Here is a 12,785-nt window from a genome sequence, read left to right as displayed (position 1 = left end):
GTCGTACTTAAACTGTCCTTAACCCCTGCTGATGGGGATCTTTGACGCCGCAGCTTCCTGCCCCTGGTCCGGCATCGGAGCCCGGACTTCGAGGAGGCCGTCCTTGTACGAGGCAGTGATGTCGCCTTGCTGGACGCCGCTGGGGAGGGGAATCCGACGCATGAAGGAGCCGTAGCGGAATTCGGACCGGTAGCTGTCCTTGTCCTTGTGCTCTTTCTTTTCCTGCCGCTCCGCCTTGATCGACAACACGCCGTCGGCAATCGTGACGTCAACGTCCTTTTCCGGATCTATGCCGGGCAGCTCGGCCCGCACCACGAGCGTGTTGCCGTCCATCATCTCCTCAACCCGAATGGCCGAGGAACCCATGTCGCCGTCGAACAGCCTCTCGATAACATCCATCGGGGAGCGCCGGGTGTCGAACCATCTCATCAGGTCAGTCATTCTTGCCTCCTGCTCATGTGGAAGCCGGACCATCGCGTTGCCCGGCAGTTCCACCTTCCCCTTCCCGGGTGGCCGCTTCCAGAGTCAAAGGTCCCAGCCCGCCTTTGTGGCCGCGCAAGGATGGCCGCCGCGTAAAACGCCCCACCAGCTCAATAGCCACGCAACCTGCTGCGGCAACGGCGGTGGAAAGGATCAGCAGGGCGGGAGGCGGCCAGTCCACGCGGAAGAAGTCCCGCGCCACCGGGACGGTGAACAACAGGACCAGCCCTGCGTACATTCCGGCAAGGATCAGGACCTTGGTTGGGCTGAGGGGGCGCGATGCCATCACCAGGATCCACGCGGCCACCAGGCCCAGGGTCAGGGTGGCCGCAGACTGCGCAGACTCTTCGCTGTATCCGCCCCATGTCTGGGCATAGCCACTGACGGCAAGGACGCACAGGGCGGCGCAGATGCCGGCCGGAACAGCGAAGGCGAGGGAACGCCGGAGGAACCCCGGAGCGTAGCGCTGCCCGCCGGGCTGCAGGGCCAGGAAGAACGACGGCAGGCCAATGGTCAAACCATCCAGGGCCGACAGCTGCCGGGGCAGGAACGGAAAGGCCAGCAACAGGATGCCGGACACCACGGAAATGATGGTGGCGTAGACGGTCTTGCTCAGGAACACCAGGGAAACGCGCTCAATGTTGCTGATGGCCCGCCGTCCCTCGTCCACTACGGCCGGCAGCCGTTCGAAGCGACCGTCCAGCAGGACCAGGCGGGCCACTGCCTTGGTTGCCGGGGAGGCCGAGTCCATGGCAATCCCCAGGTCGGCCTCTTTGAGCGCCAGGACATCATTCACCCCGTCACCGGTCATTGCCACGGTGTGCCCCCGCCGTCTCAGTGCCTCGATCAGGTCCCGCTTCTGGGAAGGTGTCACACTCCCGAAGAGGCTGTTAGCCTCCACCGTTTCCTCCAGTTCGACGGGATCGTCAGGAAGCCGGCGTGCGTCACAGGCAACACCGGTCCCAAACCCCACACGGCGGGCCAGCGCCCCCACCGTGCGGGGGTCGTCTCCGGAGATGATCTTGACGGTTACCCCCTGCCGCCGGAAATAGTCCAGGGTCGACGCTGCGTCCCGGCGGATGCTTTCGCGGAACGTCAGCAGCATGACCGGAACCAGGTCCGGCGGGATTCCCGCGCCTGCGGCATCCCGGGGCAACGGCCCGTCCAGGTACACCAGGGCCAGGGTCCGAAGGCCCGTTGCGGCGAGGGTTGCGGCGCTGCCGTGCGCCGCCTCGCAGCCGCGGCCACTGAGTACTGCGTCGGGGGCACCGAGGATCCATGTGCCGGCAGCGGCGGAGCCCGGCGCAAACGTCACCGAGCTCCACTTGCGGGCAGAGGAGAAGGGGACCGAGTCCTGCTCCTGCGGGGGGACCGGCGCAGGGAAGGCCTTCCCGATGGCTGCGGCGGTGCTGCTGCTGTCTGCGTTGAAACCGAACCACTCCAGCGCCTGCTGCCACCCAGGGGCAGGAACAGTCCCGGCGTGATGGACGGCGTCGAACACCATTGAGCCGGAGGACAACGTGCCGGTCTTATCCAGGCAGAGGACGTCCACCCTTGCCAGCACCTCCACGGCGGCAAGTTCCTGGATCAGCACCTTTTGGCGGGCAAGCCGGAGCCCTCCCACGGCGAAAGCCACGCTGCTCATCAGGAGCAGGCCCAACGGAATCATGGCCATGATGCCCGCAACCGAACCCACGGCCGCAGGCACCCAACGCCCTGATCCCATGGCTCCGGCCCACCCGCCCTGCTCCTGCATTTGGGCATTCGTGAGCAGCAGGGCGGTGGGAAGAAGCAGCCACGTGATGACGGCAAAGACTTTTTCCAGGCCCCGCCGGATCTCTGACGTCACCAGGGAAAACCGGCGCGCCTCAGCTGCCAGCCCGTAGGCGAACGTGTCGGGTCCGACCCGGAGCACGTTTGCGCGCCCGTTACCGGCAAGGATCAGGGACCCGGAGAGCAGCACGGCGCCGCCCTGCTTGGGCACGGGTTCGGATTCGCCGGTCAGCAACGACTCATCCACCTCAAGCGGGTTCCCGTCCAGCAGCATCAGGTCCGCCGTGACCTGGTCTCCGGCGTTGAGTACCACCAGGTCGTCAGGCACCAACTCCTCGGAGGAGATGGTTTCCCGGGCCCCGTTCCTGACCACCGTGCTCCTGGCGGCATGCAATATCGCAAGCTGGTCCAGCGAGCGCTTGGCCCGGTATTCCTGGATGATGCCAATCAGGGAATTGCTGATGGCGGACAACCCGAACAGCGCGTCCCGCCACTGGCCAAGGACCAGCAGCAGGATGAAGCACCCTCCGACAACGCCGTTGAAAAGCGTGAAGACGTTGGCCTGGACAATCTCTCCGACGCTCCTGCTGGTAGCCGTCGGCACGCTGTTGATACGGCCGGCGGCAGTGCGCTCCCGAACTTCGGCAGTGGAGAGCCCGTCCCGGGCATGGCCGATGTCCAGGCCCGGGACCGCGGCCCCGTTGTCCCCGGCTACCGTCATGACGTGGCCAGGCTGCTGACCCGGTCAGTCGTGGTGCTGCTGCCTGTGCACGCGGGTGATGACCGTAGGGCAGGGCGGCTGGGTAAGCACCGCGTGTGCCGTGGACCCCAGGAGGAGCCTTTCGAAGCCACCCCTGCCACGGCTGCCCAGCACCAGCAGACGGGCACCGGCAGCTGCGCGGAGCAAAGCGTCTGCAGGTTCCAGGACGGTCTCCATCACGGTTTGCACCCTGAGGTCCGGGTAGTCCTGCCGGAGGCCTGCCTCCGTTTCGGACAATACGATCTGCTCCTCCTCCACCACATGGGTGGCGAAACTGCTTTGCGGCAGTCCGGCGGAGATCCAGCGGTTGGGGCCGGTGAACGCGTAGAGGACGGTCAGGTCCTCCCCGAGGGCGTCAGCTTCGGCCGCCGCAAAGGCAACAGCCTGCGTTGATTCCCGTGATCCATCAACACCCACCACGATGCCGCGGCCCGGTTCCTGGGCGTCGCCGATGACGGCCACGGGGCATTCGGCCGTGGCAGCCGCCTGCAGGGCCCGGTCCGTGAGGGCACCGCGTGTGTGGCCGCTGGTCCCAAGCACCAGCATGCTGGCATTTTTCGAGTAATCGCCCAGGGCGGCCCCTACGCCGCCCTCCAGGAGCTGGAGGGTCACCTGCAGGCCGGGCTCGGCAGCGGTGGCCTTCTCACCGGCTTCCTTCAGCAGGCCCAGCCCCGATTCGCGCAGGACTTCAAGATAGGGCAGGACTTCGGCGGCCATCCACCGGTCGTCCACCACATTCACGACGGCGAGGGGAAGCTTGAGCCTGTTGGCCCGGGCTGCTGCCCACAACAGGGCGGCATTGGACGCCGAGGAATCAGTGATGCCGACGGCGATTGGCTTGGCAGGTGCCATGGGGGACCATCCTTTGCGGGTTCTTGTGGCGGGGTGTGGTGCAGGAGCAGGGGAGTGTTCGTGTGCCGACCTAATCCGCGCTCGGTTCGCGCGGCGGCCACCAGTGGGTTGGCGCGGCGATGACGAACCTGCGCCCACTGATTTCCTGCGGCGTGATCCGGAACAGGACGTTCTTTTGGCCGGGTTGCCATGGGGAAAGCCCTGCATCCATGGCGTCCTGCGTTTCCTCGGCATCGGTAACGATCAGCGCGTGCCCCTTGAGGATGACGCTCCAGGCGATGGTGCCGTACTGGTTCATTCCGTCCGCCTCGACGGCCACTGCCTTATGTTCGGCGAGGGAGGCAAGCTTGGTTCCTTCCCCCGTCCGGATGAGCAGGGTGCCGTTGGTGGGGACAAAGTTCACGGGATAGTTCTCAACAATGTCCCCGTCCGTGAAGGCGATCCTGCAAAGGGACGTTGAACGAAGGTATCGCCAGCAATCGTGGACGCCCAGTTCCTTGATTTCCGGTTCAGTCGCTGCGGTGTTCATGGCCGTAGCCTAGAGCCGGGTACAGCCCCCGGCTAGGGAAGAAGGTCCCGCGCCCCCTAGCGCCCCTATTCGGGGACCATTGGGGGTATTTTTACCCCTGCGCTCCTAGAATTAATCGGGAAGCGCCTTCATATTCAGGTGAAGGTGGAATTGGGGGCGGAGGCCGGCACTTCCGTTTCGAACACTTGGACCGCGCCAGGGACCCGCAGCGCCGCAGCTTCCTGCCGCAGGAGGTGGCACGTGAGCACTGACCAGCCCTGGCGCTCGCCGATGAGGGACAGAGTTGAAGACCTGGTACGGGACTTTACGGCCCGCGGGGACGAATTGCTGGATACGCAGGAACGGATCAACGGCCTGTTGGCGGCGGTGGTGGCCCTTGCCGAGGACCTGAGCCTCGAGGCCGTGCTTGACCGGCTCGTGCGGTCTGCGTGTGCCCTGGTCGGCGCGAGGTACGGTGCTTTGGGGGTCATCGGCGAGGACCGGAGGCTAAGCCACTTCATCACGGTGGGAATTGATGAAGAGGGTATCCGTTCCATCGGCGACCTTCCCACCGGCCATGGAGTGCTGGGTCTGTTGATCCGCGAGCCGCGGCCCCTGCGCCTGCATGACCTTGGCCAGCACCCGATCGCTTCGGGTTTCCCTGCAAACCACCCGCCCATGCGGACCTTCCTGGGCGTACCGGTCCGCCTCCGGGACGAAGTCTTCGGCAACCTCTACCTGACGGAGAAACAGGGCGGGGAGGACTTCACAGCTGAAGATGAAGATCTTGCCGTGGCCCTGGCGGCTGCGGCCGGAGTGGCAATCCAGAATGCCCGCCTCTTCGAAGACAGCAGCCGGCGGCAGAAGTGGCTGGAAGCAGGTATGGAGCTGAGCAGCAAATTGATCATGACGTCCCACCCGGGGGATGGGGACAACCTGGATGTTGTTGCCGACACCGCCCTCAAGGTGTCGGACTCGGTGCTTGCGGTCGTGGCCGTGCCGGCCGGTGACGGCTCGCTTCGCTGCCGGTCCTGCCTGGGGGTGCAGGGAATCCAGGCAGGCCAGGAGTTGATGGTTTCACGGGCGGTATCGGGCGTCCTTGAGGGCGGCGGGTCGTTGGTGGTGAAGGATCCGCGGCAGGTGTTCGAGGACGGTGTAGCGGAGAAGCTTGGTTCCGTGCTCGTGTGCTCGCTCGGGCACAGCTCCAGTGACAACGGCGTCCTGCTGCTGGCGCGCGGACAAGGAACTGCCGTGTTCAACCAGGCTGAGGCCGAATCCAGTGCCATCTTCGGAAGCCGGATCGGACTGGCGCTCGACCTGGCCCGCGTGAATGCACTTCGCGAACAAAACCTTCTTTTCACGGACCGGGAACGGATTGCCAGGGACCTGCATGACCTGGTCATCCAGCGCTTGTTTGCTGCCGGGCTGAGCATCCAGAGCCTGCGGCGGTACACCTTGGATCCGGTGGCGCATGAGCGTATCGCCGCCGTGACCACGGAGCTCGATGACACCATCCGTAAGCTGCGGGACACGATCTACTCGCTCCGCACGGCAGATGAGGAACGTGAACCGCTGACGGGCCGGATCCTGCGGGTGGTCCGGGAGAATTCGCGCAGCTACGCCCTGACCCCAAAGGTATCCCTGGACGGAGCGGTGGATTCTATTCGTGAGGATGTGGCAGTGCACTTGTTGTCAGTGCTGTCGGAAGGGCTCAGCAATGCGCTGCGTCATTCCGGCGCCGACGATATCGAGGTGACCGTTGCCGTAGGGAACGGCGACGCTTCGGGCAGGGACGTTCACCGCGGGAACCCTGATGGCAGGAATGCCAGTGCCGGGAGCGCCAATGCCAGGAATGAGGTCCAGCTCCTCATCCACGACAATGGCCGGGGGTTCGCCGAGCCCGGCCAGGTAAGCGGACTGGCGAACATGCGCCACCGCGCTGAGCTGTTGAAGGGCAGCTGCGTCATCGACAGCGTCCCGGGGCAGGGTACGTCCGTGCGGTGGTCGGCGCCACTGGCCTGACCTGTCCGGTCAGGCGGAGTCCGGTGAACCCTTGGTGACGTAGACCGCCGCCTGCGTCCTGCGCTCGAACCCCAGCTTGGCCAGGATGGACGAAACGTAGTTCTTGACGGTCTTTTCGGCCAGGAACAGCTCGTCGCCGATTTGGCGGTTGGTCAGCCCCTGGCCGATCAACGCCAGCACCTTCTTCTCCTGCGCGCTCAGGCCCTCCAAACGGGGATCTGTAGGCGCCGTGGAAAGCCCGGTAATGATCTGCTGCTCCACCCCAGGATCAAAAAGCGATTCTCCGGCAGCGGCCCTGCGGATCCCGGCCAGCAGGTCGTCACTCCTGATCTGTTTCAGGATGTAGCCGGAGGCACCTGCCAGGACCGCCCCGCGCAGGGCCTGTTCGTCGTCGTAGCTGGTGAGGATCAGGCAGCGCAGGCGGGGATCCAGCGAACGCACGTCCCGGCACACTTCGATTCCCGTGCCGTCAGGAAGCCGCCCGTCAAGGATGGCGATGTCCGGGTGCAGGGCGGGGATGCGGCGGGTGGCTTCGGCTGCGGACCCGCTTTCGCCTACGACAAGGAATCCTTCGCCTTCCAGCAGGTCCTTCAGCCCCTGCCGGACAAGCTCATGGTCATCGAGGATGAACACCCGGACCTGCCCCAAAGATCCTGTTGGCCCATCAGTCCCTGCTTCATGCTTGTACACCGAACGCTCCCAATGTCTTCAGGATCAAGGCCCCGCTGCAGACGGGGTAGCCCCCGGGGAGGGCCTGGTCCCATTGTTACCCGGGGAGCCGGTGGCGGGAAGGGACCAAAGTCCACCTCACCGGACCTGGGCCGGGCAACGGGCCCCTCGGCTTGCAAGGACGTGATGACCTTCGGCCCTTCCACGCAGAGCGTTTGTGGTCCATTCTGGGACCGAGCCAAAGGATGGCACCCGGCCACAGGAAAGCATATGGCAGGGCAGCACTTGGCAGGACAGTGATGGGAGCCGGCATGGATGGCCTTGAACCGCACCCGAGGATCATCGTCGGGGTGGATGGATCCGAAGCCTCCGTCGCCGCGCTCCGGGTGGCCCGGGCGATGGCGGAACCAATGTCGGCCAAGGTTGAAGCCTGGGCGTGCTGGGACGTTCCGGCCGGCTACGGCGTGTACCTCGCCGTCGGAATCGAGGGGTTCAAGTATGCCGCGGAACAAGTGCTCCAGCAGGCGCTGGCAGACGCTTTCGATGAACTGCCTCCGTTCGTGCACCCCCGGCTCGTCAGGGGCAAGCCCGGTCCAGCGCTGATTGACGCGAGCCGCAACGCGTCCCTGCTGATTGTTGGAAGGCGGGGGCACGGGAGCTTCGTCCCCGGTTCGGTGAGTTCGGCATGCGTGAGCCACGCGCACTGCCCGGTGCTGGTGGTCCACGCCCCGGAGACAAAAGACCCGGAAGAAGGGGCAGAAGCGGAGGCCGCAGTGGGGGGTGCACACCCCCGCACCGCTGTGGTGCCCTGACCGTTCACCTGGCTGTCCAGCAGTTTCAGCGCCCAGTCAGTGCACATGCGGCCCAGTCAGTGCACATGCGCCTCAATGCAGTTGCGCCCGCTCAATGCTTGGGATGATGTGCTGCGCCTTCTCCCACCAGTTCGTGCAGTCCTTCCACTGCACGGGCGAGCGACAGTGCGGGGGATTGGATGACGAAAGGCATCAGGAGGCGGTTCTCTTTGTCCAGGTGCAGGGCGAAGATCCGCTGGATGGCACCGGCCGCCACAGCCGCGGCCACCCCGTCAGCCGTCCTGAGCTCCTCGATCAGGCCCACGATGACCTGGTGCTCGGCCAGCATGCCGTCCACCAGCAGCTTGGCCTCCGGCATGCCGTGCGGCCCGCTGTAGAGCGGCCCTTCCTCGGCCAGGGCGTGAGGCACCAGCTCCTTGTCACACCAGTCAAGGAGGGTGGCCTGCGCTGCCTGGGCGGCGCCGGCATCCCCAGCCTCCACGGTCTCCGTCAGCAGGCCCACCAGCACGTTCAAGTGCCGCAGCATATCCGCATGGTGGGTTTCCACCGCCTGCAGCGCCTGCCGTTCGGACGAAAGGTCCTTGCCGTTCCCGTTCATTCGTTGTTGCCTTCCACTTGGGTAACGCGCCGGTTCCTGCTCCGCACGGACCACCGGAGGTCCTTGATGGCCCAGTAGCCGCCCCCGTTCATGAGGGCAAACCCTGCGATGCCCACGGGGGGCACCCGCATCACCAGGCCCAGGAGGAGGACGCAGACACCTGCCGCGAAAACGACCAATCCGCGGCTGATCCGGGCCCTGCGGGACAGCGCGGCGCTGTCCCTGCTGAGCATGTCGGCGAGCCGGGGATCGTCCTCTTCCAGTCCGTGGCCGATCAGTTCAAGTTCGCGTTTCTCGAATTCAGAGAGTGGCATCGTTGCACCCCCGCGGTTCGTTGCCTGTAGGACCCGGGAACTCAGGCACCCGGCTGGCCGCGCAGGACGGACAGCCTGTTCTGGTATTCCAGCGCGTCGATCTCGCCGCGGGCAAACCGCTCGGCAAGCACGTCCTCTGCCGGCCGCGGGGACTGCTGCAGCGGGTGCGGAGACGGCGCCCGCAGGGAGCGGGCCAGCAGGACAATACCGGTGATGATTGCTCCCCAGACCACCACCATGCTGATGCTCATCAGGACATAGCCCCACAGGCCCATGCCGTCATTCCAGCCGTACACTTCCACGACCTCCGGGTTCTGAAAGGCGGGCGCCAGCCGTCTGCCTTCCCTTTCAGTATTGGGCGCCCAGGGTGCGGAAGGGAGAGCCATTGGTCCTGTTCCAGCGGCGTGCACCACCGCTTTGGCCGGCTTGCCCAACGGGGCTTTTGACACTGGCGCAGGTGGTGCAGGCCCGGGACCCTGAAGCACGGCGTGATTCTGGAATCGCGGACAACCCGCGGAAGCAGGGAGAGGAGCGCATGGCCTCCAGGGAAAAAGCCGCCGACGGCGTGACGCCGCAGCATGCGTTCCTCGCTGCTTGGGTGGGCTGGGTAAGCCTCGGTGAGAGCATTGGGTTCCTTGCCCCGGCCCTTGCCCAGTTCCTTGCCGCAACTGTCTGGCCCGGCGCGGATTTTGGGCTTCTGGTCCTGGCCGGGTTGGCTGAAGGTGCTGTCCTGGGCTGGTCCCAGGCCCATGTCCTGCGATCGCGGCTGCCGCGCATTTCCACTTCACGATGGATTCTGTTGACCGCGGCGGGTGCGGCCTTCGCCTGGTCCGTGGGAATGCTGCCGTCGGCCTTCGAGACATGGCAGGATTGGCCGCCGGCGGCCTGGATAGGGGCCGGCGGTGTGGCAGCCATCCTGCTGCTCGGGTCCATTGGAACTGCCCAATGGTTCGAGCTGCGCCGCCATACCTTCCGGGCATGGCGCTGGGTCGTCGGGAGTTCTGCGGCGTGGGCCGCGGGTCTGTCGGTCTTCATGCTTGTGGCCCCTCCTCTATGGCAGCCGGGGCAGCCTGCCTGGCTGATCGCTGCCATCGGGGTGGCGGCAGCAGTTCTGATGGCAGTAGTGATGGCCCTGGTCACCGGCCTGGTGCTGATACGCCTTCTGCAGGTGACCCGGACGGCCGGGGCAGGACGTTGAAGCGCGGAGCCTTGATGCCCGCGGAATTAAAAGCCACGGCGCCGGAAGCGCTTGTCCAGGGCGACGACGAGGGAGGCCAACAGCGCCAGGCCGAAGATCCGCAACCACGCCTCTGCGCTGATGGGGGCGGTGTGGAAGAGTTCGTTCATCAGCGGGACGTAGGTGAGGGCCAGTTGGCCGGCTGTCTGGACCATGACGCCGAGGAGCAGCCAGCGGTTGCCGAAGGGCATTATCCGCCAGGCGGGGCGGGTCAAGGACCGGCAGCTGAAGAGGTAGAACACCTCCACCGCCACGAAGAGGTTCACTGCGGAGGTGCGGGCCTGCGCCACCGATGCGCCGACGGCCGCTTCGTGTTCGAAGAGCCACCAGGCCCCGGCCACCAGCAGGGCCGACACGAGCAGGATCCTAACGGTGAGCGCCCACGTCAGGAGGGGGCGGTCCGGTGCCCTGGGCGGTCGGGACATCAGGCCTTGCTCCTTCGGCTCGAAGGCGAGCATCAGTCCAAGGGCGACGGCGGTGGTCATGTTGATCCAGAGGATCTGGGTGGGCAGGATGGGCAGCGTAGCGCCCAGCAGGATGGCCACGAGGATCACCAATCCCTCGGCCATGTTGGTGGGGAGGGTCCAGACGATGAACTTGGTCAGGTTGTCGAAGACATTCCGGCCCTCTTCGACCGCTGCTTCAATGGTGGCGAAGTCGTCGTCAGTCAGGACGATGTCCGAGGCCTCCTTGGCCACCTCGGTTCCGGTGCGTCCCATCGCGATGCCCACGTTCGCCTGCCGCAGGGCGGGGGCGTCGTTCACGCCGTCGCCGGTCATGGCGGCCACGTGCCCGCGGGATTGCAGGGCATCGATAAGGCGAAGCTTCTGTTCAGGCGAAACCCGTGCAAAAACCGTGGCGCGCTCCACGGCATCCGGGAACCGGTCTGCCGGGATGTCGTCCAGCTGGGCCCCCGTCAGGGCAGTTCCGGCATCATGGTCTGCGGCCAGCCCCACCGCCGCGGCCACGGTCACCGCCGTCCGTATGTGGTCTCCCGTGATCATCTTGACGCCCACGCCGGCACGCCGGCAGGCCGCAACGGAGGCCGCGGCGGCCGGCCGCGGTGGGTCATGCATGCCCTGGAGTCCGGTAAAGGTCATCCGGCCCCGCAATTCCATGGTGGAAAGGGGACCGCCGGTAGCGGGGAGGCGCATCATGGCAGTGGCCAGCACCCGCAGCCCGGTGTCTGCGAGCGCGTGTGCGGCGCTGAGCACCGAATGCCTGTGGAGGGGACTGGCGCCGCCGTCGGTGTCCATTTCGTGGCCGCAGAGTTCCAGGACCCGTTCCACGGCGCCCTTGACGAACACCGTTCCGCCGCCGTGGGGGAGCGTTGAAGTGTGCAGTGTTGCCATGAACTGCCGCTCGGAGGTGAACGGCTGCTCGGCCTGCCGCGGGTTGGCGGCCAGGAATTCCCGGACCCGGATGCCGCCTTTCCCTGCCGCCACCAACATCGCCGCCTCGGTAGGGTCACCCCGAACCTGCCATCCGGACCCCTCGGGCCGGATGGTTGCGTCGTTGCAGGCGGCACCACCCAGGAGGGACCAGTACAGGGCAGCATCCCGGTCTGCCGGCCGCGTTGCCGCGCCGGGTGCCTGTCCGCCGGTGCCGTCTCCGGCTGAAGGGATGATGAGGCCCTCCGGTCCGTAGCCGGAACCCGTGACGTCGTACCTGCCCGAGGGCGTCCAGAGCGCCCGGACTGTCATCTGGTTCTCCGTGAAGGTGCCTGTCTTGTCGGAGCAGATGACCGTGGTGCTGCCCAGCGTTTCCACCACTGGAAGCCGGCGGACCACGGCACGGCGGCGGGCCATCCGGCGCACGCCGATGGCAAGCGTTACCGTGACGGCGGCGGGAAGACCCTCCGGAATGGCGCCCACGGCCAGCGCGACGGCGGCGGTGAACATCTGTCCCGGGCGTTCCCCATGTGCCAGGCCGGCGAGGAAGGCTACGGCAGCGAGGGTAAGGATGGCGATGGTGAGCGTGGTGCTGAAGCGTGCCAGCTTCAGGGTCAAAGGTGTGGCCACGGGGCGGACGGCGCCCATGAGGCGGTGGATCTCGCCGAGTTCGGTTTCACCGCCGACGGCGACGACGATTCCTGCGCCGGTGCCGGCGGTCACCAGTGTGCCGCTGTACAGCATGTTCCTCCGGTCGGCCACGGGCGTGACCTGGGGGAGTACCACCTCGTCCTTGGCCACAGGGTCCGATTCTCCCGTGAGCGCGGATTCGTCCACCCGGAGGGCGGACAGGCGCACCAGGCGCAGGTCGGCGGGTACCTTGTCTCCCGCCTCGAGCAGCACAAGGTCGCCGGGGACCAGGTCTTCGGAGGGGACCTGCATCCGTTCGCCGCCACGCATTACGGTGGCATGTGTGCGGACCAGCGAATGGAGGGCATCCAAGGCTGCTTCTGCCCGCACCTCCTGGACGAAACCGATCAGCGTGTTAACCAGGACCACGGCGAGGATGACTGCAGAGTCCAGGAATTCGCCAAGGAACACGGTAACCACGGCGGCGGCCAACAGGACATAGACCAGCGGGTTGTTGAACTGGCGTCCCAGTTTGCGGGCAATGCCTCCACTGTGTGACCGCGGTAGCTCGTTTCTCCCGAATTGGGCGCGTCGGCGCTCTACCTCGCCATGGCCCAGGCCCCTGGCGGCGTCCGTTCCAAGCAGGATCACCACTTCGTGGACCGGGAGACCGTGGTGGGCAGGATCCGGAGGGCCGTCCTGCCTCCGGCGGCCGGATCCAGGCTCCGGGCTCCTCAAC

Annotated in this window: 12 protein-coding genes; 3 read left to right on the top strand and 9 right to left on the bottom strand. The window is 66.2% G+C overall.

Going from position 1 to position 12,785, the window contains the following annotated elements; genetic code table 11:
* Window positions 1-18: 18 nt before the first annotated feature.
* The 4 genes from ACETK3_RS10375 to ACETK3_RS10360 form a co-directional block, all read right to left on the bottom strand.
* Entirely contained in the window at window positions 19-441 is a 423-nt protein-coding gene (locus ACETK3_RS10375; RefSeq protein WP_272910793.1) for an Hsp20/alpha crystallin family protein, read from the bottom strand.
* A gap of 13 nt (window positions 442-454) precedes the next feature.
* Window positions 455-2,974, bottom strand: coding sequence for an HAD-IC family P-type ATPase (locus tag ACETK3_RS10370; RefSeq protein WP_373992836.1), 2,520 nt, complete (start codon window positions 2,972-2,974; stop codon window positions 455-457).
* A 24-nt stretch (window positions 2,975-2,998) separates the two neighbouring features.
* Entirely contained in the window at window positions 2,999-3,865 is an 867-nt protein-coding gene (locus ACETK3_RS10365; protein ID WP_236798523.1) for a universal stress protein, read from the bottom strand.
* 70 nt (window positions 3,866-3,935) lie between these two features.
* A complete protein-coding gene (locus tag ACETK3_RS10360; RefSeq protein WP_373992835.1) occupies window positions 3,936-4,394 on the bottom strand; it encodes a pyridoxamine 5'-phosphate oxidase family protein in 459 nt (152 codons plus the stop codon).
* Between the two features lie 270 nt (window positions 4,395-4,664).
* On the opposite strand from ACETK3_RS10360, the gene ACETK3_RS10355 reads away from it, so the two are divergent.
* Window positions 4,665-6,395 carry a GAF domain-containing protein gene (locus ACETK3_RS10355; protein WP_373992851.1) on the top strand — a complete coding sequence of 577 codons (1,731 nt, stop codon included), beginning with the start codon at window positions 4,665-4,667 and terminating at the stop codon, window positions 6,393-6,395.
* Between the two features lie 9 nt (window positions 6,396-6,404).
* Here ACETK3_RS10355 and ACETK3_RS10350 read toward each other — a convergent pair whose 3' ends face one another.
* Window positions 6,405-7,028, bottom strand: coding sequence for a response regulator (locus tag ACETK3_RS10350; protein ID WP_373992850.1), 624 nt, complete (start codon window positions 7,026-7,028; stop codon window positions 6,405-6,407).
* 347 nt (window positions 7,029-7,375) lie between these two features.
* Between ACETK3_RS10350 and ACETK3_RS10345 the strand changes: the two genes are divergently transcribed.
* Complete coding sequence (locus ACETK3_RS10345; protein WP_373992834.1) at window positions 7,376-7,876, top strand: universal stress protein; 501 nt, start codon at window positions 7,376-7,378, stop codon at window positions 7,874-7,876.
* A 91-nt stretch (window positions 7,877-7,967) separates the two neighbouring features.
* Here the strand turns inward: ACETK3_RS10345 and ACETK3_RS10340 are convergent, their stop codons facing one another.
* Genes ACETK3_RS10340 through ACETK3_RS10330 form a run of 3 tightly spaced genes read right to left on the bottom strand, consistent with a single transcriptional unit; the run spans window position 7,968 to window position 9,084 of the window.
* Entirely contained in the window at window positions 7,968-8,474 is a 507-nt protein-coding gene (locus ACETK3_RS10340; RefSeq protein WP_373992833.1) for a hemerythrin domain-containing protein, read from the bottom strand.
* A complete protein-coding gene (locus ACETK3_RS10335; protein WP_373992832.1) occupies window positions 8,471-8,788 on the bottom strand; it encodes a DUF3040 domain-containing protein in 318 nt (105 codons plus the stop codon). Before ACETK3_RS10335 ends, ACETK3_RS10340 begins: the two co-directional genes overlap by 4 nt.
* A gap of 41 nt (window positions 8,789-8,829) precedes the next feature.
* Entirely contained in the window at window positions 8,830-9,084 is a 255-nt protein-coding gene (locus ACETK3_RS10330; protein WP_236819604.1) for an SHOCT domain-containing protein, read from the bottom strand.
* A gap of 239 nt (window positions 9,085-9,323) precedes the next feature.
* On the opposite strand from ACETK3_RS10330, the gene ACETK3_RS10325 reads away from it, so the two are divergent.
* Window positions 9,324-9,986, top strand: coding sequence for a hypothetical protein (locus tag ACETK3_RS10325; RefSeq protein ID WP_236798517.1), 663 nt, complete (start codon window positions 9,324-9,326; stop codon window positions 9,984-9,986).
* Between the two features lie 26 nt (window positions 9,987-10,012).
* On the opposite strand, the gene ACETK3_RS10320 is transcribed toward ACETK3_RS10325, so the two are convergent.
* A complete protein-coding gene (locus ACETK3_RS10320) occupies window positions 10,013-12,784 on the bottom strand; it encodes a cation-translocating P-type ATPase (RefSeq protein ID WP_373992849.1) in 2,772 nt (923 codons plus the stop codon).
* Between the last annotated feature and the right edge of the window lies 1 nt (window position 12,785).

The sequence above is a fragment of the Arthrobacter sp. E44 genome, from assembly GCF_041877125.1.
Classification (GTDB): domain Bacteria; phylum Actinomycetota; class Actinomycetes; order Actinomycetales; family Micrococcaceae; genus Arthrobacter.
Note: the sequence above shows the minus strand (reverse complement) of the source record. Positions and strands in the feature narration are given on the sequence as shown.

Coding starts and splice junctions, on each gene's coding strand:
- ACETK3_RS10375 (WP_272910793.1), bottom strand. CDS start 441: ATGACTGACCTGATGAGATGGTTCGACACCCGGCGCTCCCCGATGGAT.
- ACETK3_RS10370 (WP_373992836.1), bottom strand. CDS start 2,974: ATGACGGTAGCCGGGGACAACGGGGCCGCGGTCCCGGGCCTGGACATC.
- ACETK3_RS10365 (WP_236798523.1), bottom strand. CDS start 3,865: ATGGCACCTGCCAAGCCAATCGCCGTCGGCATCACTGATTCCTCGGCG.
- ACETK3_RS10360 (WP_373992835.1), bottom strand. CDS start 4,394: ATGAACACCGCAGCGACTGAACCGGAAATCAAGGAACTGGGCGTCCAC.
- ACETK3_RS10355 (WP_373992851.1), top strand. CDS start 4,665: ATGAGGGACAGAGTTGAAGACCTGGTACGGGACTTTACGGCCCGCGGG.
- ACETK3_RS10345 (WP_373992834.1), top strand. CDS start 7,376: ATGGATGGCCTTGAACCGCACCCGAGGATCATCGTCGGGGTGGATGGA.
- ACETK3_RS10340 (WP_373992833.1), bottom strand. CDS start 8,474: ATGAACGGGAACGGCAAGGACCTTTCGTCCGAACGGCAGGCGCTGCAG.
- ACETK3_RS10335 (WP_373992832.1), bottom strand. CDS start 8,788: ATGCCACTCTCTGAATTCGAGAAACGCGAACTTGAACTGATCGGCCAC.
- ACETK3_RS10325 (WP_236798517.1), top strand. CDS start 9,324: ATGGCCTCCAGGGAAAAAGCCGCCGACGGCGTGACGCCGCAGCATGCG.